This window comes from Alysiella filiformis (assembly GCF_014054525.1).
Classification (GTDB): domain Bacteria; phylum Pseudomonadota; class Gammaproteobacteria; order Burkholderiales; family Neisseriaceae; genus Simonsiella; species Simonsiella filiformis.
On the sequence record NZ_CP059564.1, the window covers coordinates 759,330 to 785,411 of the forward strand.

Consider the following 26,082-nt stretch of genomic DNA (forward strand, 5'->3'; position numbering starts at 1 on the left):
TATCAAAATACCGTACCCAATTGGAATTGGAAACGTTGGATTTGGTCTTTGTCTTTTTTCTTCAATGGGTAAGCATAGCTCAATTTAATCGGACCCATGGGCGAAATCCACGTCAAAGCCGCGCCAGTTGAGTAGCGCAATTCATTTTTGAAGGTAGATTTATGCGTGTTTTCATAAAAACCATTGGTGCCGTTCAAATTGGTGCTGCTGTAATTGCCACTGTTGTAGGTTTTGTTGTCCCACACGCTGCCTGCATCAGCAAACAGGCTCAAACGCACGCTGCGGCTGTCTTTCATGCCAGGGAAGGGGAACAGCAATTCCGCATTGGCATTGGCAGCAAAATTACCGCCATAGCTTTCCACGCTGTTGGCATAACAGTTTTCGGTGCCAGAGCTGTTGGTGTAGCAAGTGGTATCGTAAAATTTCGGGCCCAAAGTGCCGCTTTCAAAACCGCGCACCGAACCCAAACCACCACCCGATTGCGCGTACAAAAACGGCAATTCTTTGGTTTTACCGTATTTGCCACTGTAACCAATTTGACCGTTCAACATCAGCGTCAAGCGCGTGGTAATGGGGAAATACCAAGTGTTTTGATGTCCCAATTGATAATATTGAATGCCGCTACCAGGCAAACCCGCATCGGCAGTCAGGCTGGTTTGGTAGCCACTTGTGGGCCAATAGGCATCGTCTGTGGTGTTGCGATACCAACTTGCCATGCCTTTGTAAATCCAGTTGCGGTCGCCATTTTCTTGCACAAAACGCTGATAGCGCACAGGCGATTGGGGATACAAACCAATTTTCAGATTTTCCGCACCCAAGCCCATGTTGATGCGGTCGTATTCCGTAATGGGAATGCCCATCATCACTTGACCGCCATAACGTGTGATTTTGTAGCTGCGTGGGCTGCTGTTGGATTTGTAGGGATTGTAATTGCTGCCAAACAAGCTGTATGACATGCTCACGCCATCGGGTGTGAAATAAGGGTCGATAAACGACAAGTTGGCATTTTGGTTCACTTTACTGCGCGATACGCTTACCGATGCCGATTTGCCCGTACCAAATACATTGTCCTGCGCCACACCGCCCGATACCACCAAGCCATCGTCTTGCGACCAACCTGCGGAAACGTTGATGCTGCCTGTGGAGCGTTCTGCCACCGCCACGTCCAAATCAACCTGTTGGTCGTTGTTGGCGGTGGGTTTGGCGAGCAATTCCACATTGTCAAAATAACCCAACTGATTCAAACGTTGGCGCGAACGGTTGATTTTTTTCTGGTCGTAAGTGGCACTTTCCATTTGGCGCAATTCGCGGCGTATCACTTCATCGCGGGTTTTGTTGTTGCCTGTGATGTTGATTTCACGCACGGCAATACGCGCCCCTGGTGCAAGCTCAATGTTGATGTCCAGCGTGCCATCGTCTTTGTGAATGGCTTTGGCGTCCACATTGGCATAGGCATAGCCTGCTGCCTGTAAATCCAAACGAATGTTGCCCAAAGCCGTTTGTAGGGCGGCATTGTCGCTCAATTTGCCTTTTTTGAGTTTTTTCAGGTGTTTCAATAATTGTTCTTTTGGCACATCTTTGGTGTCGCCCACCAAGTTGATGTCGCCCCAATGGTATTTTTTGCCTTCGTAAACGGTAATGGTGATTTTTTCGCGTGTTTTTTCTTCGTTGAGCGGTTCGCGGTTTACACCGTCAAAATCCACTTTGGCATCAAAATAGCCTTTGCGATGGTAAAAACCTTCCAAACGGGCTTTGTCTTGCGAAAATTTTTCCCAAGAAAACACGTTGCTCTTGGTCAGCCAAGAAACCATGGTGCCATCGGTTAAACCAATTTGATTTGCCAATTTGCGGTCGGAAAAGACTTCGTTGCCCACAAAGTCAATTTCTTTAACGCGCGTGGTGGTGCCTTCATCAACCGTGATTTTGATGGCAACGCGATTTTGCGCCAAAGGTTGCACTTCGGGCGTGATTTTCACGCCTTGTTTGCCCTGCTCTTGATATGCGCCGTGCAAGGCTTGCAATGCGCGTTGTAAGGCTTCTTGGCTGAAAAAGTCGCCTTTTGCCAAGCCTGTTGATGCCAACGCGGCACTGGTGTTGTAATTGCTGCCTGATTCGTAATCGGCTAATTTTTCATCGTGGCTGTGGTTGTCGCGTCCTTGCACAATCAGTTCGGAATCTTTGGTGGCTGCGCCGCCTTTCATGCTTGCCATTTGTTTTAAAATGGCATCGTTGGGCAAAACTTTTGCACCGTCAATGCTCACGCTGCTAATCACGGGGCGTTCGCTTACGGTGATGATGAGTGTATTGCCGTTTTGTTCCAGCAGCACGTTTTCGTAAAAACCGCTTGCATGAAGGCTGCGAATGATGTCTTCGCCTGTTTGTTCGGTGTAGGTGTCGCCCACTTTAACAGGCAGCAGCGAACGCACGGTGGCTTCTGATGTGTGCTGTTCGCCTTCAATGCGAAAATCACTGATGCGGAAATCTTCGGCAAAAGCAGGGCTGATGATGCCCAATGCAATTAACGATGCGGTAATTTTTTTGAAATCCATAGTTTTATCCAAAAACAGTTTTTGATTTAATTTGAAAACGGTGTCTGCTTTTCAGGCTGCCTGAAAGGTTATCCCAAAAACAATCGCGTAATGTCATTGAAAAACGCCAACAACATCATCATCAACATCAACGTTGCACCCATGCGCAAACCCCATTCTTGGGCGCGTTGGCTCAATGGTTTGCCGCGAATCAGCTCCCAAGTGTAATAAACCAAATGACCACCGTCCAACATGGGTACAGGCAGCAAATTCATCACGCCCAAACTGATGCTCACCAAAGCCAAAAATTCCACATAAGGCTGCCAGCCAATTTGCACCGTTTGCCCTGCCACATCGGCAATGGTAAGCGGCCCTGAAATGTGGCTCAACGAGGCTTGCCCCATAATCAATTTACCAAAAAAGCCCAAGGTTAAGGCTGCATAGTGATGGGTTTTTTCCCAACCCAGTTGCCATGCTTGGCTTAATGTGGGGGTGTAGTGGTGGCGCACTTGGGCTGCCCACGCTTGGTCTGCCTGCGCTGCCAAACCCACGCGCCCCACAATTTGGCTGCGGTCGGGCAATTCAACAGGCTCGGGACGCAAAGTACTGGTGTGGCTGACCCCATTACGCACATAGGTAATGGGCAAATTGCGCCCTGCGTTTTCGCGCACGATTTTTGACCATTCTTGCCATGTAACGTTTTGATGGAGCATCACGGTGATTTGGTCGCCTGCCTGTAAACCTGCTTTTTCGGCAGGGCTGTTTGGTGCAACAAAACCGATGATTTCGCTGTGTTTCATGGGCGATATGCCCAAGCTGGCTTGGCGTTTGGCAACGTTTTCGGCTTCGCTGCTGCCTTTTGCGTCAATGATGCGTTGGGCGGTGCTGCCTGTGGTGGTTTCCACGTCCACCAGCACTTTGCCCGATTCCAAATTCAAGATGATTTCGGTTTGCGCGTCTGCAAAATTATTGACCGACACGCCATTGACGCGCAAGATTTTGTCGCCAGCCTGAAAACCCGCTTTGCTGGCAATAGAGGGCGTTTGCACCGTGCCAACATAAGGGCGGATTTCGGTTACCCCACCCACGCCAAATGCCACAAAATACAAAACAATCGCCAAAACCAAATTGACCAAAGGCCCTGCCACCACCACGGCAATGCGTTTTAAAGGGTGTTGTTTATCAAAGGCATAGGGCAAATCGGCTTCGGCAACTTTGCCTTCGCGCGTGTCCACCATTTTCACATAGCCGCCAAGCGGAATGGGGGCAAGCGACCATTCAATATTGCGCCAAACTTTGGTGTAAAACGGCTTGCCAAATCCCACCGAAAAACGCAACACTTTAATCCCACACCAACGCGCCACCAATAAATGACCCAATTCGTGCAGGCTCACCAACAACAAAATCGCCACCAAAAAGGCGAGTACGGTTTGAATAAACGACAACATAATCAGTCTGTTAAAATAAAACGCCATGCAATCAAATGACAATGGCAAAGAGTAAAAGCGCGATTGTAGCAGATTGATTGCAAACGCGCCTTTACAGAATGAAACCTTTGCGAAACCCCAAAGCAATGCAACTGCTTTGGGGTTTCGCAAAGGTTTCAGGCTTTCTCATAGAGAGAGAGGGCTGGTTTGTTGGCACATTTGCAGTTCCTTATCCCGAGTTTACATCATGTACAACACATTGCACCATGATGGATTTTATTTCAATGGCGAGTTTGTCCAAATATTGCGGTAGGAAAAATAAACCGACATCAATACAAACAACATCATCAATAAAAAGGGAAAATAAAAAATCAAAATCATCAACAATGATGCTGTTGCCGATTGTTCTGTTGCCAATGGGTTTATGCTGTTCATTGTGATTCCGTTTGTGCCAAGCAGCAACATCAATATGAATACCAATCCCAACATGAAACCGCCAAACACAAAAGACATCAAAATCACAAACCCCAATGCTGGCAAAATGTTTTTCAGGCTGCCTGAAATGCTCATTTTTAAAGCCGAAAGCGGTTCAAGCCCATGCAAAGCCACCAATGGCAACATAAACCACATCACATACGACAATAAATGCAACAACCATTTGATAGATAAAGGCAGTTGTTCTATTGCAAACAGGTTTGCCAACAAAATGGGCAGATGCATTATCAACGCCACAACAATCATCTTTTGAACTGGCAACTGAAAGCCTGAAAACATATCGGCAATCTCAAAATCGCCATTTTCAGCGTGTGAGGCAATGGCTAAAATCAAACCTGCAACCATAAATGTGTCAAACACGCTGTCTATCAAATCAAAAATCCATGACACGCCCGATAATTGTGCCAAAAATCCCAAAATCCAACTTACCGCAATATTGAGCAACAAAAAAATTGTGCCAACAAGCAACCATTTGCCAAAACGGGTTTTCAGCAAATGCCATGATTGATTGAGCCAATTTAAGCCATCGCCCAAAGATTGGCGTTGGGATTTGTTGAGTAATTGAATGGTGTTGTCCATTGTTTAACCCATTATTTTTATTGTTGTTTGTCAAGATGTTTGTTTCAGGCAGCTTGGCAAAATGGCGCAAGGCTGCCTGAAACGTGTTTTTCAGCGAATGATGCCGCGTTTGGAATCGGTTAAAAAATCGCGCAAAATTTGCAATTCGCTGTGGTTTTCAGCGTGTTGGTTGATGAGATTTTTGGCTTCGTCCAGCGACAAATCGCGCAAATAAATGTCTTTATAGGCATTTTTGACATTGGCGATTTGTTCGGCGGTAAAGCCGTTGCGTCTCATGCCTTCGCTGTTGAGTCCAGCAGGTTCGGCGCGGTAGCCCGATGCCATGAAATAGGGCGGCACGTCTTTGTGTACGCCAGTCGCAAATGCGGTCATGGCATACGCCCCAATGCGGCAAAATTGAAACACCAAAGTGTAGCCACCCAAAACCACATAATCGCCAATTTCAACGTGTCCTGCCAAGCTGGCGTTGTTGGCAAAAATGGTGTGGTTGCCCACCACGCAATCGTGCGCCAAATGGCAATATGCCATAATCCAGTTGTCATCGCCCAAACGGGTTTGCCCTATGCCCGTTACCGTGCCTGTGTTGAAAGTGGTGAATTCGCGTATGGTGTTGCGGTTGCCGATGATGAGTTGGGTGGGTTCATCGCGGTATTTTTTGTCTTGCGGCTGTGCGCCCAAGCTGGCAAATTGGAAAATGTGGTTGTCTTCGCCAATGGTGGTGTGTCCTTCAATCACAACGTGTGCGCCAATGCGCGTGTTTGCGCCAATTTGCACGTTTGCGCCGATGATGGAATACGCGCCCACTTGCACGCTGCTGTCTAATTGCGCTTTGGGGTCGATGATGGCGGTGGGGTGAATTAAAGTCATGGGAAAGTCCTTTCAGGCTGCCTGAAAACGATGAAAGGGCAATTATGCAATATTTTTGTGCCAAAAAGTGTTTTCAGGCAGCCTGAATGCGAAAAAATCCCATTTTCCACCCATCAGCAACGAATTTATTGCAGCACAAACTTTATCAAAACAAAAAATTAAGATAAAATCGCGCGTTTTGTTTAATCTTGATTTTTGAAAGCGTTTATTTTATGAAAACCGCACAAGAACTCCGCGCAGGCAACGTGTTTATGATTGGCAACGACCCCATGGTTGTGCAAAAAACCGAATACATCAAAGGCGGACGCAGCTCAGCCAAAGTTTCCATGAAACTGAAAAACCTGCTCACAGGCGCAGCGTCTGAAACCATCGTTAAAGCCGATGACAAATTTGACGTGATTGTTTTGGCGCGCAAAAACTGCAAATACAGCTACTTTGCCGACCCCATGTACGTGTTTATGGACGAAGAGTTCAACCAATACGAAATTGAAGCCGAAAACATTGGCGATGCACTCAAATTCATCGTAGATGGCATGGAAGACGATTGCGAAGTAACCTTCTACGAAGGCAACCCCATTTCAGTGGAATTGCCCACCATCATCGTACGCGAAGTGGAATACACCGAGCCAGCCGTAAAAGGCGACACTTCGGGCAAAGTCATGAAAACCGCACGTTTGGTAGGCGGCACCGAAATTCAAGTGATGTCTTACGTTGAAAACGGCGACAAAATTGAAATTGACACGCGCACAGGCGAATTCCGCAAACGCGCTTAATTTGCCTTAAACCAAATATCGGGCGGGTTTCATACCCGCCTTTTTTCATGAGCAAAATTTCAGGCTGAAACCTGTGCAAAACCCACTTTTAAATTGATGTAGGTGCGGATTTTATATCCGCCCCTTTTCAATTTAGGTTTCAAGCATTTCAAAATAGGACAAGTGTAGGGTGCAACTTGTTGCACCATTTTCCTTATAAAACATGGATTTGGTGCAACAAGTTGCACCCTACATGGTGTTTCATTTTATAGTCAATTCAAAATAAAATAGTACAATACCCTAATTTTTAGGATTAAAAAATGGCACATTCAACAGAACTGCGAAATAAAGCATTAAGCTATTATGAACAATGCAAAAATATCAGTAAAGTCGCCCAAGCTTACCAAATATCCAGAAATACGCTTTACCTATGGATACGCTTGAAAGCGCAAACAGGCAGCTTAAATCATCAAGTAAAGGGGCAAAATGCCAATAAATTGAACAGCCAAAAATTGGCTGAACATATACAACAACACCCTGATGCTTATTTGCATGAAATAGCTGAACATTTTAATTGTTCAAAATCAGCCATTTTTTATGCACTCAAAAGAATGGGTATCACGCGTAAAAAAAGACCACCACATACAAAGAACAAGACCCAAATAAAGTAAAAGATTATTTAAATCAACTGGCTGAATTTTTTGACTATCAGCGTGTTTATTTGGATGAAACGGGATTTGATACTTACTTATTTCGTCCTTATGCGCGTAGCCCAAAGGGGCAGGTCATCAAAGCCCAAATCAGTGGTAAAAAGTACCAACGCTTATCGCTTGTTGCCGCACAAGTCGGCAACAAACTGATTGCCCCTATGATTTATCAAAACACAATGACCAGTGCTTTTTTTGAAACATGGTTTGAGCAATGTTTATTGCCTATTTTAAATAAAAAATCTGTCATTATTTTGGATAATGCACGATTTCATCGTATGGGTATTTTGCGTGAAATGGCGCACAAATGGGGGCATAAAATCTTGCCGCTTGCACCTTATTCACCAGAGCTTAATCCCATAGAACGGACATGGGCAAACATCAAGAGATATATGCGAGCCATTTTACCTAGTGGAAGGCATTTTACTGATACGTTAGTGTCCTATTCTTATTTTAACTGACTATATATTGATAAAAATAAAAATTTCTGCAAGTTTAAACAGGGCAGATATGAAATCTGCCCCTACGAATTGAGTTTTGCCAAGGTTTCAGGCAGCCACAAAAAACCACCGACAACACAAAATGCCATCGGTGGTTTTTGATTTAGAACGATTTTTCAACCTGAATAAACGCTTGGTTTTTTCGGTATGAATAAATCGGGATATTGCTCTTGGTTCTGTGCCAGTTCACATTCAGCTTGGGGGTAAAGCCTTTAAAATGCAAAGCCTTATGCCAAACAGTTAAAGAAGTATTGTATTCCTTATTCTCTTGGCGAAGACCCACAAAATGCGTGCCATCATATTGACGTTTTGCCACATTAAACGACAAATTGGTGCTGATACCGCCAACCCACTCCTGACCCCAAAATACACGAGCAGAAGGGCGTTTGTAGCTGTTGCTTTCAGTAACCGCATTGCGTTTACTGATGTCCAAGCCCACACCAAAATATTGTTTTGGATTGCGCAAATACATCATGCTGCCACCCAAAGAATGCGAGCTACTGCGGTTACGCGCATTGAGCGCGTCATCGCTGTAACGGTCTTTACCAAACGAGTAGCTGACCGTGCCGCGCAATTTGGGTGTCATCCAATACATTGACGACAAGCTCACGCCCAAAGTGTCGGTGTAAGAATGCAATTTGGGTTTTTCGCCCTCATTGTTGTTCATACCGCCAGCATACAAGCGTTTGTAGAAATAAGGCGCAATTTGCACGCGCGTACGCGCATCGGCATAGCCATAACCTGCTGAAGCATAAATTCCCAACTCATTGAATTTTTTATTATTCCAATAATATTTATGAGAAATGCTGCTGTCAAATGAAGAGAAACGACCCTTGTCAAACGACCATTGGCGCGAAGCACCCAAATTCCAACCAATACCTGAACCCGATTCTTTGGGCGTGCTTTGTGTGATAACGCCACCGTTGTCCAACACCATTTGTGTACCAGTGTCTGCCAATTCGGTCATGTTTTTATCACGCAAAAAATTGCCGTCCAATGAAAAGTTCCATTGTTCTTTGTTGGCAATGGCTTGCAAATATTGGTCAAAAGTGGCAATTTCTTCCGCACCCATATTATCGGCAGCGCGCAATTTTTCAAATTGCGATTTGGCTGCTTCAAATTCCTGATTTTGGTAAAGCAAAGCAGCAAGCTGAAAACGAATAAACGTGTTATTGGGGAATCTTGCCGATAGGCTGCGATACGCCCGAATCGCTTGTTTCAAATTTTTGTTTACCAGCAAAGCCGCTTGCGCCCAGTCCAGCAATGAAGGGTCGGGATTATTGGTTTTGACATAAAGTTGCGACAAATGTTCCAAATTCCGCACATTTGTACTCAACAGATTGATAACCAACAATTTTTCCAAAATTTGTGGTTGTGCCAACAATTCTTCATCACTCAAATTGGCAGGTGGCTTGGGGCTGCCGTCATCTGCTTGTTTGAGTTGGGTTTGGCGCAACAAATCATCTTGTTTGGGACGCAAACTTTCGGCTTGTTCGCGCTCTTGCTTGCGTTGGGAGATGATGTCGCTATTGAGAACTGGGGCTTCGGGCATTTCAGGCAGTTTGTCGCTGCCATGTGCCAATGCCGCACAAATGCTCAATGTGAACATCAGCCATTTTGCGAGTTTATTCATCAAAATTCCTTTTTGTTTGAAACATAGGCTTTCCTTGTCTAATGGGTTGATGGGCAAGTGTGTTGGAACACACAATAATTTATGGGGAATCCTTGTTTTTGCGTGTGGGCTGCCTGAAATGCAATTTGTATCCATGTAGGGTGCAGCTTGTTGCACCATTTACCCCTAGAAACTCAACGAGCCACCCCCACCCTAACCCTCCCCCGCCAGCAGGGGAGGGGATAAGTTTCAGGCAGCCTGAAATTTGTGGTGTTGCCAGCCATTTACCCCCTCCCCCTATGCAAGGGGAGGGCTGGGGTGGGGGTTAGAAACTCAACGAGCCACCCCCACCCTAACCCTCCCCCACCAGCGTGGGAGGGGATAAGTTTCAGGTAGCCTGAAATTTGTGGTGTTGCCAGCCATTTACCCCCTCCCCCTATGCAAGGGGGAGGGCTGGGGTGGGGGTTAGAAACCCAAGGTGCCACCCCCACCCTAACCCTCCCCCGCCAGCGTGGGAGTGGATAGGTTTCAGGCAGCCTGAAATTGGTGGTGTTGCCAGCCATTTACCCCCTCCCCCTATGCAAGGGGGAGGGTTGGGGTGGGGGTTAGAAATCCAATGAGCCACCCCACATCCGAACCCGAGCAGGCGTAGGTCGGCTGTCGTCATTCCAGCGTTAAAAATGTCCGCAGTTTTACAAAGGTTTCATACTGCATTTTGCCATGGCAAATGGATTTTGGGCAAAAACCATTTACCCTAACAAAACATTTGAACAAAAACTTGGCAAAACACCATGGTGTGTGTTTCGCCAAGTTTCTGTTGAATTAGCTGATTAAGCCAATTGCATGATGGGATTAGTTTTTACCATCGGTACCAACTGACATGCCAGCTTCTTTTGCTGCTTTCACAGGGTCTGCTTGACGGATACCGCCAAATACACCGCCCCATTTACCATCTTTGTGGTTTTCAGATGCGAATGAACCACCCACTTCTTGACCTTTACCGAACAAGGTTGCACCGAATACACCAGTTGATTGGTTATCAACGCGCGTTGCTGTACCAGCAATGTTACCGTTATCAGCAATCACACCTTTAAATTCAACCAATTTAACTGGGAGCAATGCAGTTGGCGAATTTACGCTGTCATACCATTTATTGTGAATGTTGCCTATTACTTCGCCATTAGCCAAGTTTACAGTCAATGCAGCGTGGTTACCACTAACAAAGCCCGCTTTCGCACCAATTGCGGTTGGGATAGCCACATCGCCACGGTAGTTGTTGTTCAAACCATAAGCCACAGCATGACCTGCATAAGTGATGATGCCATTTTGGGTATCTTTTTTCAGGGCTTTCAATTCTTCTGAGCCAACGTTGTTGATACCACGATAGAAGTAATGGTTTTCAGTACCCTTTGTACCATATTCACCAAAGCTGGCTACATAAGTGGGTACATTACCCCCCATATCCACACCTTTTTTAAGGTAGTCTTCGGTTGCAGCATAGCCATTCAATGCAGAGGTAACACGACCATATTGTACATTGTGTAATCTTGCACCATAGTAATCATTTACTAAAGGTAAGTTATTATATGGTAATGGATAGGGGTTACCTGATTTATCCTGTTTAAGAGAATTAGGTGTACTACTATAATCCATAACATCCAATGGACTTTCAAAACCATCTCCATTATTATTACGAGCTTGTGAACGATAGCCATAAACTTCTGCTACTGTTTTATCTAATGTACGACCATTAATTTTTTCTTGCTCTGTAGGAGCTGTTCCTGCAAAAGTAACAGGTTTAACGGAATAACCTTTTACAAGAATATTGCCATTAATGTCTTTACCTTGATAAACATAGCCATTTTTAACGGTATTGGGATTTTGTGCTGCATCTTTACCATATTCAGTAAAGTTTTGATGTTTAATATGAACATCTTCTAAACCGAAAATCCAAACACCACCCGTTTGAGTACCAATGGTGTTAGTTTTTGTTTCAACATATTCTGAACCTAATAGTTTTGTTCTAGTAGTTTGTTGAGCTGTTGGTGTTGTACCGTTTTCATCTTCAAATAAACGTAATGTAGCGGCAGCTTTATCTTTTGCAGATGTAGCGGAATGTAATGTTTGTTTTGCCTCAGCCTCTTTTCCATTTAAAGCTGACTGTTTTGCATATAAAGTATCTAACTGAAGTTTGTATCCAGCTGTTTCAGAAGGTGGTAATTGTGTTGCAGTTGGATTAGTCTTTTTATACTCTGCTAAAGCAGCATCCATTGCCCTATCTACTGCATCAACTTTATCTTTAATGTCTTTCATTTCTTGAACGATAGCATTGTACGCTTGTTGTGCTTGTTCAGCAGCAGTTGTTGCATTTTTAGATGCAGAAATTAACTCTTTGCGTTTTGCTTCTGTCTCTGCATTAAAATCTTTTGGCATGCCATTGGTTAATTCTGTTTTATAGATATTTGCCAATTCACGATTGCCTTGATTAGCAGTAGCTGCAGCGCCATCAATATTTACTCCAGTTGGACGCTTGCTTAAAAAACGAGTATCAAAATCTTCCAAATACACACGCGCGGCTTTGGCATCGTTGCGTGGTTCTGCCACTACAATGGTGTCCAAGCTGGGGTGTGGGTTTTGCACGGTCATGGGTGTTGGCACGTCAGAAGTGCTGTCTTTGGCTTCAGATGTGTTGGTTGCCAAGTTGGAGTTCACTTTTACGGTTTGTTTGATGCCCACAAATGATTCATTGCCAGTTGTGTAAGGTTCAGCAGTCAATTGGTCTTTGTTGCCAAATGGGTTGGGGGTTTTGTCAGCAGCTTTGGCAGCTTGTGCGGCTTCTTCTGCTGCTTTTTTGGCGGCTGCTTCTGCTGCGGCTTTTTCGGCTGCGGCTTTGTCTGCGACTTCTTTGTCTGCCAATGCTTTTTTGGCTGCTTCTTCAGCGGCTTTTTTCACGGCTTCGTCTTGGGCTTTTTGGGCTGCGGCTTTTGCGGCTGCCAAATCATCGGCGGCTTTTTTGGCTGCTGCTGCGGCTGCTGCTTGTGCATCGGCTGCGGCTTTTTGTGCGTCTGCTGCTGCTTTTTGTGCTGCGGCTAAATCTTTGGCGGCTTTATCGGCAGCTGCTTTTGCGGCTGCGTCTTGGGCTGCTTTTTCAGCAGCAGCTTTGGCTTCGGCAGCGGCTTTTTCTGCGGCTGCTTTTTCGGCAGCGGCTTTGGCTGCTGCGTCTTGTGCGGCAGTGCTGCTGGTGGTTGGGGTAGTGGTGATGGTGGGTTTGCCACCGCCACTGCTACCGCAAGCAGACAATACTGCCAAGCATACGGCTGTTAAGCTGAATTTAAACAAGTCTTGTTTTTTCATGGGGTTATTCCTTAATGATAAAAAAATGGAAATAAACATTTGAAATTTGATGTTGGGCAAAATTTTGGGTTTTGCTCAACTTGTTTGCCCCAAAATGGGGCTTGGTTGTTTACTGCTTTATTTTCAATAAGCTGGCAAAGCGTGGGCTTTGCGTGGGGGTGCCTGTTGAAATATGGGTGTTATTGTTAATAATTGTCTTGGTTTTGTCAATCGCTTTTACGCTTAATTGTGGGTGGTGTGGGGTGGGTGTTGCGTTTTGGCACACATTTTTGGGGGATTGGAAACCTAACGAGCCGCACCCACCCTAACCTTCCCCCATCAGAGTGGGAGAGGGGGTGCTGTTCGGTAACCCCTCTCTCCAACGCTTTCCCAAAGGGAGAGAGCTGGTTTGTTGGTGCATTTACAGTTACTTACCCCGAGTTCATGCTATTTTAATGCGAGTTTGAAACCTGTGCAAAACCCATTTTTAAATTGATGTAGGGGCGGATTTTATATCCGCCCCTTTTCAATTTAGGTTTCATGCATTTCAAAATAGGACAAGTGTAGGGTGCAACTTGTTGCACCATTTTCCTGATAAAACATGGATTTGGTGCAACAAGTTGCACCCTACATGGTGTTTCATTTTGTATTGATAAAAATAAAAATTTCTGCAAGTTTAAACAGGGCAGATATGAAATCTGCCCCTACGAATTGAGTTTTGTAAAAGTTTCAGTTTGGGATAAAAGTGATTGATAAATTTAAGTAACTTTGCTCCCTTTCCCTGTGGGAGAGGGCTGGGGAGAGGGTGTGCTGTTCGGTAAACCCTTTATCCAACGCTTTCCCAAAGGGAGAGAGGGCTGGTTTGTTGGTGCATTTACAGTTACTTACCCCGAGTTCACGTTATTTTAATGCGAGTTGGGGATAAAAGAGAGTGTGCTGTTTAATAAACCCTCTCTCCAACTCTCTCCCAAAGGGAGAGAGGGTTGGTTTGTTGGTGGATTTACAGTTACTTACCCCGAGTTCATGTTATTTTAATGCGAGTTTGAAACCTGTGCAAAACCCACTTTTAAATTGATGTAGGGGCGGATTTTATATCCGCCCCTTTTCAATTTAGGTTTCATGCATTTCAAAATAGGACAAGTGTAGGGTGCAACAAGTTGCACCCTACATGGTGTTTCATTTTGTATTGATAAAAATAAAAATTTCTGCAAGTTTAAACAGGGCAGATATGAAATCTGCCCCTACGAATTGAGTTTTGCAAAAGTTTCAGTTTGGGATAAAAGTGATTGATAAATTTAAGTAACTTTGCTCCCTTTCCCTGTGGGAGAGGGCTGGGGAGAGGGTGTGCTGTTCGGTAAACCCTTTATCCAACGCTTTCCTAAAGGGAGAGAGGGCTGGTTTGTTGGTGCATTTACAGTTACTTACCCCGAGTTCATGCTATTTTAATGCGAGTTTGGGATAACAAGCGGATTAACCTTTTATTTTCGTGGGGTTTGAATGTGCATTAACTTAATTGGCGAATCAAATCCAGCACTTCGCGCATTTGTTGGTCGTTTAAATGGGTGTCGGCAAGCATTTGGTGCAGCAGTTTGCTGACCGTGAGTTCGGCTTTGCTGCTTTGTTTGTGTGATAGGTGTCGCGCGTAGTTGAGCAGGGCGGTTTTGTCGCCCAAGTTGATGGCTTTTTGCCACCAATAAATGGCTTGCTTGCTGTTGCGCCAGCGCAAATAGAGTTCGGCGATGTGGTTGCAAATTTCGCTTTGTGGGTTGTGTTTGAAGGCTTTTTTGTACCAATGCAGGGCGTTTGCCACGTCTTCTTCGGTGCCTGTGGCTTGGGCGTAGCAATGTGCCAAGGGCGCGAAACAGTCGGCTTTGCCTTGTTGTGCGCCTTGGTGGTAGTGCGTGAATGCTTCGGCGGTTTTGCCCAGTGCGTGAGCGTGTCGCGCGGCGATAAATTCTGAACTTAATGGCATGATGGATTCCGTTGCCCAAGGGGTTCAGGCTGCCTTGGTTTGCCCTGCGTCATTTTGAACGCTGCCTGAAACGGCAAAGACAATGTATTGGGCGGTGCAAGGCAGCCTGAAAGCGGCTTTAACCCGTTAATTGCTTGCTAATCAATTTTTTGAGTGGCGGTAAATTGTTGCTCACGCGCAAAACGGCATCGCGCAACAATTTGGTTGGGGCGTTTTCGGTGGTGAAAAACGTTACCATCGCATTGGTGCCGTGATACAAAGGGCGCGTGTGCAGTTGGTGTTTGATATTGTACATTTCCAGCACATCGCTGCTGCCGATGTCTTTACCGCGCGAATCGGCTTGCAAGATTTGTTGAGACAAAATATCGGTGCTTTCCAAGCCTAAATTGTAGCCATGAGCGGTAACGGGGTGCATGCCCACCGCCGCGTCGCCAATCAAAGCGCAGCGCGTGCCACAAAAACGCTTGGCGTGAACGCCCATAAGCGGATAGCTGTGTACGCTGCCTGCCATTTCCATTTCGCCCAATTTGCCGCCCAGCATTTTTTCGGCTTCTTTGGCGAGCTGTTCGTGGGGCAAATCCAGCAATTCGTGGGCTTTGGTGTTGCTGATGGTAATCACGCAGTTGGTCAAATGTTCTTCCAAAGGCAAAAGCGCGAGTGTGCGACCGTAGAAAAAGCATTCGCTGGCGGTGTGTTGATTGGAGATTGTGTGTTTGGTGCGAAACACAATCACGGTGCGACCAAAATCGTGCATATCAGCCGCAATGCCCAGTTGTCGGCGTGTTTGCGACATTCGGCTGTCGGCAGCAATCAGCAATTTGGCGGTGAGCGTTTCGCCATTGTCCAGTTGCACCAAAGCGCGTTGGGCGTTGGTTTCAACGTGTTTCACGCCCACGCCACAGCGCAGGGTAACATTGTGCATTTGCGCCACTTCTTCGTAAGCGGCACGGCGAATATGATGATTGGCAATCAAATTGCCCAAGCGGTCGGTTTTGCCGCCACGCGCTTGGCTGGGTTGGGGAAAATGCAGCGTGTAATCGGAAGTACCGTTGTACACTTTGGCATCGCGCAGGCGGTAAATTTCATTTTCAGGAATGCGTTGCCACATACCCAAATTTTGCATGATTTCACGCGAACGGTGGGTAAGGGCAATTTCACGACCATCGTAGGCGGGGTTTTGTATGCTTTCCAATGGTGCTTTTTCAATCATCGTAATGCGTAAGCGACTGTTTTTAAACTGACGCGCAAATGCCAAGCCAGCAGGACCTGCGCCCACAATCAAAATATCCGTATCCATGTTGCCACAGCCTTTTGTTCAATGAAAAATAAGCGACATTATATTTCAGGCAGCCTGAAAAAGCGAAATTTCAGCACAGAATTGCGGTTTTTTTGCCATCGCAAACGTGGCGTTGCGCCGCCACACCCACGCTTTTGGGGTGGTGGTGTATTGTGTGGCGCGGGTTGAAATGCAAAAAACCGCATTGCGTAAAACAATGCGGTTTTTTCTATTGGGGTGGCAGATGGGACTCGAACCCACGACCCTCGGAATCACAATCCGATGCTCTAACCAACTGAGCTACAACCACCATAAAACTTGGCACGCCCGACAGGAATCGAACCCGTAACCCCCGACTTAGAAGGTCGGTGCTCTATCCAGTTGAGCTACGGGCGCATACTAATCTGGACGTGATGAATTTGTGTGTTTTCAAGTGTGGTCGGGGCGGTGGGATTCGAACTCACGACCCCCTGCTCCCAAAGCAGGTGCGCTAACCGGACTGCGCTACGCCCCGACTGGCTTGAAAGATTTGCATTATATGGAAACTTGAAAATTGGGTCAAGGGTTTTGTGTGGGTATTTTTGAATGTGTTTGTTTTTATTTTGATTTATTTTTTGAAATGGGGCTGCTGCGGTCATTGAACGCTCCCCAACAACCCCATTTCAATCTTACGAACACAAGTTTTTACAAAACCGCCAAAGCCGCTTCATAATTCGGCTCTTGTTTGATTTCGGGAACCAGCTCGCTGTGCAAAACGCGGTTGTTTTCGTCCAACACAATCACAGAGCGTGCGGTTAAGCCTGCCAATGCGCCTGAAACCATTGCCACGCCAATTTGTTGGGCAAAATCGCGGTTGCGGAATGCGGAGGCGGTTTTCACATTGTTCAAGCCTTCTGCGCCGCAAAAGCGTGCTTGGGCAAAGGGCAAATCGCCTGAAATGCACAATACCACGGTGTTGTTTAATTGGCTGGCTTTTTCGTTGAACACGCGCACGGAAGTGGCGCAAATGCCTGTGTCCACGCTGGGAAAAATGTTCAAAATTTTGCGTTTGCCTGCAAAATCGCTTAATTTGACGTCTGCCAAATCGTTGCCCACCAATACGAAATCGGCAATGGTGTCGCCTTTTTGTGGAAATTGTCCTGCCAATTCAACGGCATTGCCTGCCAGTGTGATTTGAGCCATGTTTGGTTCTCCCAATTCGGTTACAAAAAAATTTTGATAAATATAACGATATTCTTGGTTTTTGAAAAGAGATGATGTTCAGGCTGCCTGAAAAGGCAAATTTGGCTTAAAATGGGCGTTTTACCCAATGGAAGGACTGAAATCATGGACGAAAACGATTTGGATTTGGACAATTTGGACAATCTGTTTCAACAATTTGACGGTGTGGTGGTGGAAAATGGCGTGGACGCTGCTGCCGAAGACGATAATTGCGTGGGCGGTGCGTGTAAAATTTGAGGTTTCAGGCTGCCTGAAAATATTTTCAACGTAATGGCGTGTAATTTGTTAAAATCGCGGCATATTTTTGTTTAAGGAAACATCATGGCAAATCAACACCGAAAAATCCGCAAAGCCGTTTTTCCTGTGGCGGGCATGGGAACGCGCTTTTTGCCTGCAACCAAATCCACACCGAAAGAAATGCTGCCGATTGTGGATAAACCTTTGATTCAATATGCAGTTGAAGAGGCGATTGACGCGGGCTGTACCGAAATCATTTTTGTAACAGGGCGCAGCAAACGCAGCATTGAAGACCATTTTGATAAAGCCTATGAGCTGGAAACCGAATTGGCTTTGCGTCAAAAAGACAAATTGTTGGCGCACGTCCAAAACATTTTGCCCCACCACGTTACCTGCCTGTACATTCGCCAAGCGGAGGCTTTGGGCTTGGGACACGCGGTGTTGTGCGCCCAAGCGGCGATTGGCGATGAGCCATTTGCGGTGTTGCTTGCCGATGATTTGATTGATGCGCCCAAAGGTGCATTAAAACAAATGATTGAAAATTATGAAAAAACAGGCAGCAGCGTGTTGGGTGTGGAAACCGTTTTGCCCGAAGAAACTGGCTCTTATGGTATTGTGGAGGTGTCGCCATGGCAACAATTTCAACGCATTCAAAGCATTGTGGAAAAGCCGAAACCCGAAAATGCGCCTTCTAATTTGGCGGTGGTGGGGCGTTATATTCTCACGCCGCGCATTTTTGAATTGCTGGAAACGGTTGGGCGCGGCGCAGGCAACGAAATCCAACTGACTGACGGCATTGCCAAATTGTTGGAGTATGAGCCTGTTTTGGCACACGCTTTTGATGGGATACGCTACGATTGTGGCAGCAAAATCGGCTATTTGGAAGCCACGCTCGCCTTTGGTTTGAAACACCCTGAAACCGCCGCGCAATTTGCCCAGTTGGTGCAAAAATACGCGCAATCGGCTGAACCCAAATCCGCCAAATCCAAAAAATAAATCACAAAAAAAGCTGCCTGAAAAACATTTTGGCGTTTTTCAGGCAGCTTTTTTGTGTCAAAATAGGGCTGTTATTCATTTCAGGCTAAAACTTTTGCAAAACTCGGTTCGTAGGGGCAGATTTCATATCTGCCCCGTTGGGGATTTCAGAAATTTTCATTTTATCAATAAATTGAAAAAAGGGCGGATATGAAATCCGCCCCTACGTCAGTTTAATAGTGGGTTTTGCAAAAATTTCAGGCTGCCTGAAAATCAAATATCTTAACAAACAGAGAGTTATTTTTATGCCAACATTCATTCAAACGGAAAATGCCGCCCAATCTGCCGAAAAATTGGCATTGGCGGTTGCCCAAAATTTGCGCGATACGCTGGAAAAACAAGCCCATGCCACGCTTGCCGTGTCGGGGGGCAAATCGCCGATTGCGTTTTTTCAGGCACTCAATCAACAGGATTTGGATTGGGCGCGGGTTCAGATTGCTTTGGTTGATGAGCGCGTTGTCCCCACCAGCCATGCCGACAGCAACACGGGTTTGGTGCGACAACATTTGTTGCAAAATCAAGCATCTGCCGCAAAATATTTGCCCATGATTGCCGACCATGCCGATGAAGGCAGCCTGAAAAACATCAATCAAGCCATTGAATTTGCATTGCAAAATTATGTTCAGCCCGATGTGCTGGTTTTGGGCATGGGCGCAGACGGACACACCGCCAGCATTTTCCCACAAGCACCGCAATTTGATGATGCGATTCGTGCCGATTATCCCCAAACGCTCATTCACACCACGCCCGTTACCGCGCCACACGAGCGCATTTCCATGACTTTGGCGGCGATTGAAGCCACGCCTTTTGTGTATTTGGCGATTGCAGGGGCGGAGAAAAAGGCGGTTTACGAACAGGCACTGCTCAAAAAATCACAAGAATATCCAATCAGTTATGTGTTAAATTCAGAAAAGGTCAATGCAAATGTCTTCTATAACAACTAAACCGATTTCAGGCAGCTACCCCCGTTTGGTGGCGGATATTGGCGGCACCAATGCCCGTTTTGCTTTGGAAACTTCACATCAGGTTATTGAAAATATTGAAGTTTTGCCTTGCAACGATTATGACACGATTGTGGACGCGGCAAAAGAATTTTTAAAACGCGCAGGCAATCCCGAAATCAAACACGCTGCCGTGGCGATTGCCAACCCTGTGATTGGCGATTGGTTGCAAATGACCAACCACCATTGGGCGTTTTCCATTGAAACCACGCGCCAAGCCTTGAAATTGGAAACTTTGTTGTTCATCAATGATTTTACCGCGCAAGCATTGGCAATCACCCAAGCGAAAAGCGATGAGTTGATTCAAATTGGCGGTTCACAAGCGATTGAAAATGCGCCAAAAGCCGTCATTGGTCCGGGAACGGGCTTGGGCGTAAGCGGTTTGGTTTCATCGCCATCGGGCTGGGTGGCGTTGGCAGGCGAGGGTGGACACGTCAGCTTTCCGCCATTTGACGACACGGAAGTGATGATTTGGCAATATGCGAAAAAGAAATTTGGGCACGTTTCCGCCGAACGCTTTTTGAGCGGCGCAGGCTTGGTGCTGATTTATGACGCGCTGGCAGAACGCGAGGGCGTGAAACGCCAAAAATTGACCCCAGCCGAAATCAGCGACCGCGCTTTGAGCGGCACATCGCCCCTTTGCCGTTTGACTTTGGACATTTTCAGCGCGATGTTGGGTACGGTTGCATCCAATTTGGCTTTGACTTTGGGCGCGCGCGGTGGGGTGTATTTGTGTGGTGGCATTATTCCGCGTTTCATTGATTATTTTAAAGAATCGCCATTCCGCAGCCGTTTTGAAAACAAGGGGCGTTTTGATGCGTATTTGGCAGCGATTCCTGTGTATGTGGTGTTGAGCAAATACCCTGGTTTGACGGGCGCGGCGGTGGCTTTGGACAATCATTTGCCACGTTAATCGTTGCGATATTCAGGCTGCCTGAAAAGGAAAAAAACCGTTTTCAGGCAGCTTTTTTTCGTTAAAATGCGTCATCTTTTCTGTTTTTGAAAAATCATCATGCAAAACAAAATCAAGCAATTAACCGAGCAACTCAACCGCTACGCCCACGAATATTACACTTTGGACGCGCCCACCGTCCCCGACAGCGAATACGACCAACTTTACCGCGAATTGGAACGCCTAGAAGCCGAGTTTCCGCAATTCAGGCTGCCTGAAAGCCCCACTCAGCGCGTGGGCGGCGCGATTTTGAGCGAATTTGCCAGCGTAGCCCATGCCGTGCCGATGTTGTCGCTGAACAATGCTTTTTCGCCGCAAAATGCAAATGGTGTGTTTGACCATGCGGAAACTTTGGCGTTCAACGAGCGCGTTTGCAAAGATTTGGGCGTATCATCAACAGCTTACACCATTGAGCCGAAATTTGACGGTTTGGCGATTAGCTTACTTTACCAAAATGGCGTATTGGTTCAGGCAGCCACGCGCGGAGACGGTGCGGTGGGCGAAGATGTTACCGAAAATGTGAAAACCATACGCAATATCCCATTGAAATTACACGGTAATCGCATTCCAACCATGATTGAAGTGCGTGGCGAAGTGTTGATGTTGAAAGCCGATTTCATCGCCCTAAACGAACGCCAAATCGCGCAACAGCAAAAGCCTTTTGCCAATCCGCGCAATGCGGCAGCAGGCAGCCTGCGCCAGCTCAATTCCAAAATTGCGGCAGAACGAAAATTGCATTTTTTCGGCTACGGTATTGCGCGATTTGACGGTATCGTGGCAGAAAATCGCCCCAAAACCCATGCGGAAGAATTGTTGTGGTTGGCGGAACTGGGTTTCAGTTTGCCACAATCTCAATCGTGCCACGAACTTGTCCCCTCTCACTCTGGGAGAGGGTTAGGGAGAGGGCAAAACAGCGAAATCCCTCTCCCCAGCCCTCTCCCAAAGGGAGAGGGAGCAGATTGCAGGCAGCCTGAAAATGTTTGCAGTACCAAAAAACCAATCCCCTCCCCTGCTTGCGGGGGAGGGCTAGGGTGGGGGCAATACGACTGGAAAGTCTGTGCCAATATCGCCGAAGTTTTGCAATTTTACGAGCAAATGTCCACCAAACGCCCCCATTTGCCCTACGAAATTGATGGCATGGTCATCAAAGTGAACGATTTGGCGCAACAAGAAAAGTTGGGCTTTGTTTCACGCGCCCCACGCTGGGCAATCGCGCACAAATTCCCAGCAGAAGAAGCACTTACGGTGGTGGAGGGCATAGATGTGCAAGTGGGGCGCACGGGCGCAATCACGCCTGTGGCGCGGCTCAAACCCGTGTCGGTGGGCGGTGTGGTCGTAACCAACGCCACTTTGCACAATCAGGACGAAGTGGCGCGTAAAGACGTGCGCGTGGGCGACACGGTGGTGGTGCGCCGCGCTGGGGACGTGATTCCCGAAGTTTTGCGCGTTGTGCTGGAACATCGCCCCATGCAAACCATTGAAATTTCAGGACAAGGCGATTTGTTCAGCCAGTCTGAAACGCGCACCGAGCCACAATTTCCCGCATTCAGGCTGCCTGAAAACTGCCCCGTTTGCGCCAGCCCCATTGTGCGCGAAGAAAACGAAGCGGTGGCGCGTTGCACAGGCGGCATGGTCTGCCAAGCGCAGCGCAGCCAAGGGCTGATTCACTTCGCCAGCCGCAAAGCGATGGACATCGTTGGCTTGGGCGACAAGCAAATTGAGGCTTTGGTGGAACAAAATATTTTGCAAACATTTGCCGATATTTATCAACTGGATATCCCAAAATTGCAAAAAATCAAAGACCCCAAATCCAGCGCAAGCAAATGGGCAGAAAACATTTTGCAAGGCGTGGAAAACAGCCGTAAACCCTTGTTATCCCGATTTTTATTCGCCTTGGGGATACGGCACGTTGGCGAAAGCACCGCCAAACAGCTTGCCGCTGCCTTTGGCGATGTGGCGACCGTTTGCCGTGCGCCCCAGCCCGTGTTGGCGTGTTTGTCCGATATTGGGGGCGTGGTGGCGCAGTCCATTGCCGCCTATTTCAGGCAGCCTGAAAACATGAAAAACCTGCATGCATTATTGCAATTTGTTGAACCCCAATCGCAAAATATCAGCGTGGACGTGCGCGAATTGGCAAGTCCAGCGCGGTGGATTGCGCGACTGCCTGAAATCAAAATCAGCGAAAAACGCGCCCAAGAATTGTGGGATTTGGCAGGCGGTATGGTGGACGGTTTGCTCAACGACAAAGTGTTGCCAGCCGAATGGCAAACTTGGCGACAAATCCCGAAAAATCATGCCCTATTGCGCGAAGTTGCCGACTTTTTGGCGAATTTACCCGAATGGCATTCGCCCCATACTGAAAATGCGGTTTCAGGCAGCCTGAACACGCAAATTTCAGGCAAAACCTTTGTTTTAACAGGCACTTTGCCCACGTTGAAACGCGATGCAGCCGCCGCAATGATTGAAGCGGCTGGCGGCAAAGTGTCAGGCAGCGTGTCCAAGAAAACCGATTTTGTGGTGGCAGGTGCAGAAGCAGGCAGCAAATTGGAAAAAGCACAGAGCTTGGGCGTGGCGATTTTGTCGGAAGAAGATTTGTTGAATTTATTGGGAAGTTGAGTTTTCAGGCAGCCTGAAAGGAAAAAATCATGGACAAGCCAATCTTAACCGCGCCCTTTTTTGTATTTGAAGGCAATTCATTGGATATTTTTCAAACCATTGATGAAATTGAACAAAAAATAGAACCGATTGATGTATTGAACCATGAATACGCCATTTATGATGTGTCGGGCAATATATTGAAATTTCATGTTGTTAAAACTGAAACACGCTTTTTGGGCGTGTTGAATATCATGGTTAATACAGTTCGGTTTTCGCATATTTTGGCGACTTCACAACAGGCATTATTTCAGCGTATGCAGCAAACATATTTGGCATGGGGTGGAAGTGAAACCGATGAATTGTCTTTTGATGAACTTAAAAATCAATTATTTGATTTACTTCAATATATAGTCAATTCAAAATAAAATAGTACAATACCCTAATTTTTAGGATTAAAAAATGGCACATTCAACAGAACTGCGAAATAAAGCATTAAGCTATTATGAACAATGCAAAAATATCAGTAAAGTCGCCCAAGCTTACCAAATATCCAGAAATACGCTTTACCTATGGATACGCTTGAAAGCGCAAACAGGCAGCTTAAATCATCAAGTAAAGGGGCAAAATGCCAATAAATTGAACAGCCAAAAATTGGCTGAACATATACAACAACACCCTGATGCTTATTTGCATGAAATAGCTGAACATTTTAATTGTTCAAAATCAGCCATTTTTTATGCACTCAAAAGAATGGGTATCACGCGTAAAAAAAGACCACCACATACAAAGAACAAGACCCAAATAAAGTAAAAGATTATTTAAATCAACTGGCTGAATTTTTTGACTATCAGCGTGTTTATTTGGATGAAACGGGATTTGATACTTACTTATTTCGTCCTTATGCGCGTAGCCCAAAGGGGCAGGTCATCAAAGCCCAAATCAGTGGTAAAAAGTACCAACGCTTATCGCTTGTTGCCGCACAAGTCGGCAACAAACTGATTGCCCCTATGATTTATCAAAACACAATGACCAGTGCTTTTTTTGAAACATGGTTTGAGCAATGTTTATTGCCTATTTTAAATAAAAAATCTGTCATTATTTTGGATAATGCACGATTTCATCGTATGGGTATTTTGCGTGAAATGGCGCACAAATGGGGGCATAAAATCTTGCCGCTTGCACCTTATTCACCAGAGCTTAATCCCATAGAACGGACATGGGCAAACATCAAGAGATATATGCGAGCCATTTTACCTAGTGGAAGGCATTTTACTGATACGTTAGTGTCCTATTCTTATTTTAACTGACTATAATAAATTTAATCATTAAGGTGTTCAGGCAGCCTGAAAACAAAAATGGGTAAAAGCCATCGCCTTTACCCATTTTCTTTTTGTTAAAGTGTTACTTGCTCACGTCCACAATGCTGCGTGCAGCGCGGCGAGCGTCCAGCAAAATCAAGCCCAATTTCGCGCTTTCTTTGGCGGTCAAGCACAACACATTGGTGCCGCCTGCCTGAATCAACAGGGTGTAGCCCAATTTGCCTTTTACAATCACCTGTTCCAATTCGCCACAAGCCAATTCTTGCGCGGTGCGGTTGCCCAATGCCAGCAAAGCCGCCGACATCGCACCAATGCGGTCAGCGTCCACATTGGCAGGCAACAAATGCGCCACAGGCAAACCGTCAGTAGAAATCACCGCAGATGCAACAATATCGGCAGAAGAGCTGTTCAAATCACTTAAAATAGAAGTCAAAAGTTGTGCATGCATTTTTAATTCCAATCAATCATTTACATAAGGCTGCCATTACATGCCAGCAACCGAATCAATCGTGTGATACAAAGTGCGAACCAAAGCAACAAAAGCCTCTTTGTGCAGTTGTGGCGCACCGCCTGTTACCAAAATGTATTTGGCATCATTGATGTAAATTGGGAAGAAGGTCAATTCACTTTGCCCAGTAGGGTCGCACAGACCCCACGCATTTTGGTAGATGTTCAAATTGTTTTTAATCAACAAAGCGTGGCGTTCAGACAGGCGAATTGCCTCACTTGCCAAAATGGCAACTTCTTCTGCCGCCTCGTGGTTAAAGCCCGCATTGGCAAAATAGAAACCATCTTGGTCAATCAACAAGGCTTTTTGGTTGTCCGACAAATGTGGCAACAAATCCTTCAAATCGCCTTCGGTAAAGGTGGTTTCGTTTGCTTTTTCTTCGCCATACAAAAATTCCAAGCGTTGCATGCGATAAAGCAAGTTCAATGCCGCGCTCACATCGTTGGTTTCAGCCCATTGCAACAATTTTTCTTGCGTCAGCATTTCATTGCTGTCGGCTTTCAAAATGTTGGACAATAAAGTGCGGCTGGCACTTTCGCTTTTGTTGGCAATCGCATAAAACGCGCCAGCAGGGGTAATGCGCGGATACAAATTGGTTTGTAATGACAGTGTTGAATCCATATTTACACCTCTAAACCTGGGTCAATTTGAAACAACATGGCAGTAACCAGTTGTTTAACATCGTCTTCATTACGCGCATCAACTTCAAAAACGGGTGCATTCAAACCATGTTGCAACAGGTATTTTTGGTACACATCAATACCTGGCACGGCGCGAATGTCCATTTTGGTAACACCAATCACAACAGGCGCGGTTTCCAATAAATCAGAGAATGAATCCAAAAAGAATTTCAAATCTTTCAAAGGATTGGCACGGGTGTTATCCAAAAGCAGAATCAAACCCATACTGCCTTGACTCAAAATGTCCCACATGAAATCAAAGCGTTCCTGACCAGGGGTACCATACAAATGCACTTTGGTGTTTTCATCTAATTGAATCAAACCATAGTCCATTGCCACGGTTGTGTAGCCTTTGCGTACCGCCGTCATGTCCGATGCGCTGGCATCGGTTTGAATAGGGGGTTCGTCAGACAAGGCGGCAATTGCCGTGGTTTTACCCACACCCACAGGTCCTGTAAAGATAATCTTATTTTCTACTAACAT

At 46.2% G+C, this 26,082-nt stretch carries 22 protein-coding genes and 3 tRNA genes; 9 read left to right on the plus strand and 16 right to left on the minus strand.

Annotated features, from left to right (window positions below):
- Nucleotides 1–2 precede the first annotated feature (2 nt).
- The 4 genes from bamA to lpxA all read right to left on the minus strand — a co-directional run bounded on the left by bamA (nt 3) and on the right by lpxA (nt 5,896).
- On the minus strand, nt 3–2,549 hold the full coding sequence (gene bamA / locus H3L97_RS03700) for an outer membrane protein assembly factor BamA (RefSeq protein WP_097115149.1): 2,547 nt from the start codon (nt 2,547–2,549) through the stop codon (nt 3–5).
- A gap of 68 nt (nt 2,550–2,617) precedes the next feature.
- On the minus strand, nt 2,618–3,964 hold the full coding sequence (rseP, locus tag H3L97_RS03705; protein WP_179655903.1) for an RIP metalloprotease RseP: 1,347 nt from the start codon (nt 3,962–3,964) through the stop codon (nt 2,618–2,620).
- Between the two features lie 267 nt (nt 3,965–4,231).
- A complete protein-coding gene (locus H3L97_RS03710) occupies nt 4,232–5,029 on the minus strand; it encodes a hypothetical protein (RefSeq protein ID WP_097115150.1) in 798 nt (265 codons plus the stop codon).
- A 90-nt stretch (nt 5,030–5,119) separates the two neighbouring features.
- Nucleotides 5,120–5,896: an acyl-ACP--UDP-N-acetylglucosamine O-acyltransferase gene (gene lpxA, locus H3L97_RS03715; RefSeq protein WP_097115151.1), complete on the minus strand. Its 777-nt coding sequence runs from the start codon at nt 5,894–5,896 to the stop codon at nt 5,120–5,122.
- A 212-nt stretch (nt 5,897–6,108) separates the two neighbouring features.
- Between lpxA and efp the strand changes: the two genes are divergently transcribed.
- A complete protein-coding gene (gene efp, locus H3L97_RS03720) occupies nt 6,109–6,669 on the plus strand; it encodes an elongation factor P (RefSeq protein WP_097115152.1) in 561 nt (186 codons plus the stop codon).
- A gap of 299 nt (nt 6,670–6,968) precedes the next feature.
- Nucleotides 6,969–7,816, plus strand: a protein-coding gene (locus tag H3L97_RS03725; RefSeq protein WP_182073065.1) for an IS630 family transposase whose coding sequence is annotated in 2 segments (ribosomal slippage) — nt 6,969–7,284 and nt 7,284–7,816 — 849 coding nt in all. Because the reading frame shifts where the segments join, the coding sequence is not laid out codon by codon here.
- A 142-nt stretch (nt 7,817–7,958) separates the two neighbouring features.
- On the opposite strand, the gene H3L97_RS03730 is transcribed toward H3L97_RS03725, so the two are convergent.
- The 9 genes from H3L97_RS03730 to tpx all read right to left on the minus strand — a co-directional run bounded on the left by H3L97_RS03730 (nt 7,959) and on the right by tpx (nt 17,230).
- Entirely contained in the window at nt 7,959–9,488 is a 1,530-nt protein-coding gene (locus tag H3L97_RS03730; protein ID WP_179655917.1) for a porin family protein, read from the minus strand.
- 831 nt (nt 9,489–10,319) lie between these two features.
- Nucleotides 10,320–12,821, minus strand: coding sequence for a hypothetical protein (locus H3L97_RS03735; protein ID WP_179655918.1), 2,502 nt, complete (start codon nt 12,819–12,821; stop codon nt 10,320–10,322).
- Between the two features lie 1,483 nt (nt 12,822–14,304).
- Nucleotides 14,305–14,772 carry an SEL1-like repeat protein gene (locus H3L97_RS03740; protein WP_097115274.1) on the minus strand — a complete coding sequence of 156 codons (468 nt, stop codon included), beginning with the start codon at nt 14,770–14,772 and terminating at the stop codon, nt 14,305–14,307.
- A gap of 118 nt (nt 14,773–14,890) precedes the next feature.
- Nucleotides 14,891–16,069 (minus strand): 5-demethoxyubiquinol-8 5-hydroxylase UbiM, encoded by a 1,179-nt coding sequence (gene ubiM, locus H3L97_RS03745; RefSeq protein ID WP_097115273.1) that lies wholly within the window; start codon nt 16,067–16,069, stop codon nt 14,891–14,893.
- Between the two features lie 45 nt (nt 16,070–16,114).
- A complete protein-coding gene (locus H3L97_RS03750; protein WP_143269221.1) occupies nt 16,115–16,309 on the minus strand; it encodes a hypothetical protein in 195 nt (64 codons plus the stop codon).
- A tRNA-His gene (locus H3L97_RS03755) sits at nt 16,282–16,358 on the minus strand. The genes H3L97_RS03750 and H3L97_RS03755 overlap by 28 nt, the downstream gene beginning before the upstream one ends.
- Nucleotides 16,359–16,367: 9 nt before the next feature.
- Nucleotides 16,368–16,444: transfer RNA gene (locus tag H3L97_RS03760), tRNA-Arg, on the minus strand.
- A gap of 40 nt (nt 16,445–16,484) precedes the next feature.
- Nucleotides 16,485–16,562 (minus strand) — tRNA-Pro (locus tag H3L97_RS03765).
- Nucleotides 16,563–16,732: 170 nt separating this feature from the next.
- A complete protein-coding gene (gene tpx, locus H3L97_RS03770; protein ID WP_097115271.1) occupies nt 16,733–17,230 on the minus strand; it encodes a thiol peroxidase in 498 nt (165 codons plus the stop codon).
- A gap of 144 nt (nt 17,231–17,374) precedes the next feature.
- Here tpx and H3L97_RS12010 point away from each other — a divergent pair, with 144 nt between their 5' ends.
- From H3L97_RS12010 to H3L97_RS03805, 7 genes are all read left to right on the plus strand, one after another.
- Entirely contained in the window at nt 17,375–17,506 is a 132-nt protein-coding gene (locus H3L97_RS12010) for a hypothetical protein (protein ID WP_257011045.1), read from the plus strand.
- A gap of 84 nt (nt 17,507–17,590) precedes the next feature.
- Nucleotides 17,591–18,502, plus strand: a complete 912-nt coding sequence (gene galU, locus H3L97_RS03775) for a UTP--glucose-1-phosphate uridylyltransferase GalU (RefSeq protein ID WP_097115269.1) — start codon at nt 17,591–17,593, stop codon at nt 18,500–18,502.
- 284 nt (nt 18,503–18,786) lie between these two features.
- Complete coding sequence (gene pgl, locus H3L97_RS03780; RefSeq protein ID WP_097115267.1) at nt 18,787–19,485, plus strand: 6-phosphogluconolactonase; 699 nt, start codon at nt 18,787–18,789, stop codon at nt 19,483–19,485.
- Nucleotides 19,466–20,455 (plus strand): glucokinase, encoded by a 990-nt coding sequence (locus H3L97_RS03785; protein WP_097115276.1) that lies wholly within the window; start codon nt 19,466–19,468, stop codon nt 20,453–20,455. Before pgl ends, H3L97_RS03785 begins: the two co-directional genes overlap by 20 nt.
- A gap of 99 nt (nt 20,456–20,554) precedes the next feature.
- Nucleotides 20,555–23,110: an NAD-dependent DNA ligase LigA gene (locus H3L97_RS11920; RefSeq protein WP_244958353.1), complete on the plus strand. Its 2,556-nt coding sequence runs from the start codon at nt 20,555–20,557 to the stop codon at nt 23,108–23,110.
- A 29-nt stretch (nt 23,111–23,139) separates the two neighbouring features.
- Nucleotides 23,140–23,517: a hypothetical protein gene (locus H3L97_RS03800; RefSeq protein WP_097115266.1), complete on the plus strand. Its 378-nt coding sequence runs from the start codon at nt 23,140–23,142 to the stop codon at nt 23,515–23,517.
- Nucleotides 23,518–23,551: 34 nt separating this feature from the next.
- Nucleotides 23,552–24,399, plus strand: a protein-coding gene (locus tag H3L97_RS03805; protein ID WP_182073065.1) for an IS630 family transposase whose coding sequence is annotated in 2 segments (ribosomal slippage) — nt 23,552–23,867 and nt 23,867–24,399 — 849 coding nt in all. Because the reading frame shifts where the segments join, the coding sequence is not laid out codon by codon here.
- A gap of 94 nt (nt 24,400–24,493) precedes the next feature.
- On the opposite strand, the gene H3L97_RS03810 is transcribed toward H3L97_RS03805, so the two are convergent.
- From H3L97_RS03810 to H3L97_RS03820, 3 genes are read right to left on the minus strand one after another with little or no spacing between them, the layout of a single operon-like run.
- On the minus strand, nt 24,494–24,859 hold the full coding sequence (locus tag H3L97_RS03810; RefSeq protein WP_097113833.1) for a roadblock/LC7 domain-containing protein: 366 nt from the start codon (nt 24,857–24,859) through the stop codon (nt 24,494–24,496).
- A gap of 36 nt (nt 24,860–24,895) precedes the next feature.
- Entirely contained in the window at nt 24,896–25,540 is a 645-nt protein-coding gene (locus H3L97_RS03815) for a peptidase M23 (protein WP_097113834.1), read from the minus strand.
- Between the two features lie 2 nt (nt 25,541–25,542).
- Nucleotides 25,543–26,082 (minus strand): GTP-binding protein, encoded by a 540-nt coding sequence (locus H3L97_RS03820; RefSeq protein ID WP_097113835.1) that lies wholly within the window; start codon nt 26,080–26,082, stop codon nt 25,543–25,545.

Excerpts from the sequence above, each read along its gene's own strand:
- bamA (WP_097115149.1), bottom strand. The coding sequence starts at position 2,549 with ATGGATTTCAAAAAAATTACCGCATCGTTAATTGCATTGGGCATCATC.
- H3L97_RS03710 (WP_097115150.1), bottom strand. The coding sequence starts at position 5,029 with ATGGACAACACCATTCAATTACTCAACAAATCCCAACGCCAATCTTTG.
- lpxA (WP_097115151.1), bottom strand. The coding sequence starts at position 5,896 with ATGACTTTAATTCACCCCACCGCCATCATCGACCCCAAAGCGCAATTA.
- efp (WP_097115152.1), top strand. The coding sequence starts at position 6,109 with ATGAAAACCGCACAAGAACTCCGCGCAGGCAACGTGTTTATGATTGGC.
- H3L97_RS03730 (WP_179655917.1), bottom strand. The coding sequence starts at position 9,488 with ATGAATAAACTCGCAAAATGGCTGATGTTCACATTGAGCATTTGTGCG.
- H3L97_RS03735 (WP_179655918.1), bottom strand. The coding sequence starts at position 12,821 with ATGAAAAAACAAGACTTGTTTAAATTCAGCTTAACAGCCGTATGCTTG.
- H3L97_RS03740 (WP_097115274.1), bottom strand. The coding sequence starts at position 14,772 with ATGCCATTAAGTTCAGAATTTATCGCCGCGCGACACGCTCACGCACTG.
- ubiM (WP_097115273.1), bottom strand. The coding sequence starts at position 16,069 with ATGGATACGGATATTTTGATTGTGGGCGCAGGTCCTGCTGGCTTGGCA.
- tpx (WP_097115271.1), bottom strand. The coding sequence starts at position 17,230 with ATGGCTCAAATCACACTGGCAGGCAATGCCGTTGAATTGGCAGGACAA.
- H3L97_RS12010 (WP_257011045.1), top strand. The coding sequence starts at position 17,375 with ATGGACGAAAACGATTTGGATTTGGACAATTTGGACAATCTGTTTCAA.
- galU (WP_097115269.1), top strand. The coding sequence starts at position 17,591 with ATGGCAAATCAACACCGAAAAATCCGCAAAGCCGTTTTTCCTGTGGCG.
- pgl (WP_097115267.1), top strand. The coding sequence starts at position 18,787 with ATGCCAACATTCATTCAAACGGAAAATGCCGCCCAATCTGCCGAAAAA.
- H3L97_RS03785 (WP_097115276.1), top strand. The coding sequence starts at position 19,466 with ATGTCTTCTATAACAACTAAACCGATTTCAGGCAGCTACCCCCGTTTG.
- H3L97_RS11920 (WP_244958353.1), top strand. The coding sequence starts at position 20,555 with ATGCAAAACAAAATCAAGCAATTAACCGAGCAACTCAACCGCTACGCC.
- H3L97_RS03800 (WP_097115266.1), top strand. The coding sequence starts at position 23,140 with ATGGACAAGCCAATCTTAACCGCGCCCTTTTTTGTATTTGAAGGCAAT.
- H3L97_RS03810 (WP_097113833.1), bottom strand. The coding sequence starts at position 24,859 with ATGCATGCACAACTTTTGACTTCTATTTTAAGTGATTTGAACAGCTCT.
- H3L97_RS03815 (WP_097113834.1), bottom strand. The coding sequence starts at position 25,540 with ATGGATTCAACACTGTCATTACAAACCAATTTGTATCCGCGCATTACC.
- H3L97_RS03820 (WP_097113835.1), bottom strand. The coding sequence starts at position 26,082 with ATGTTAGTAGAAAATAAGATTATCTTTACAGGACCTGTGGGTGTGGGT.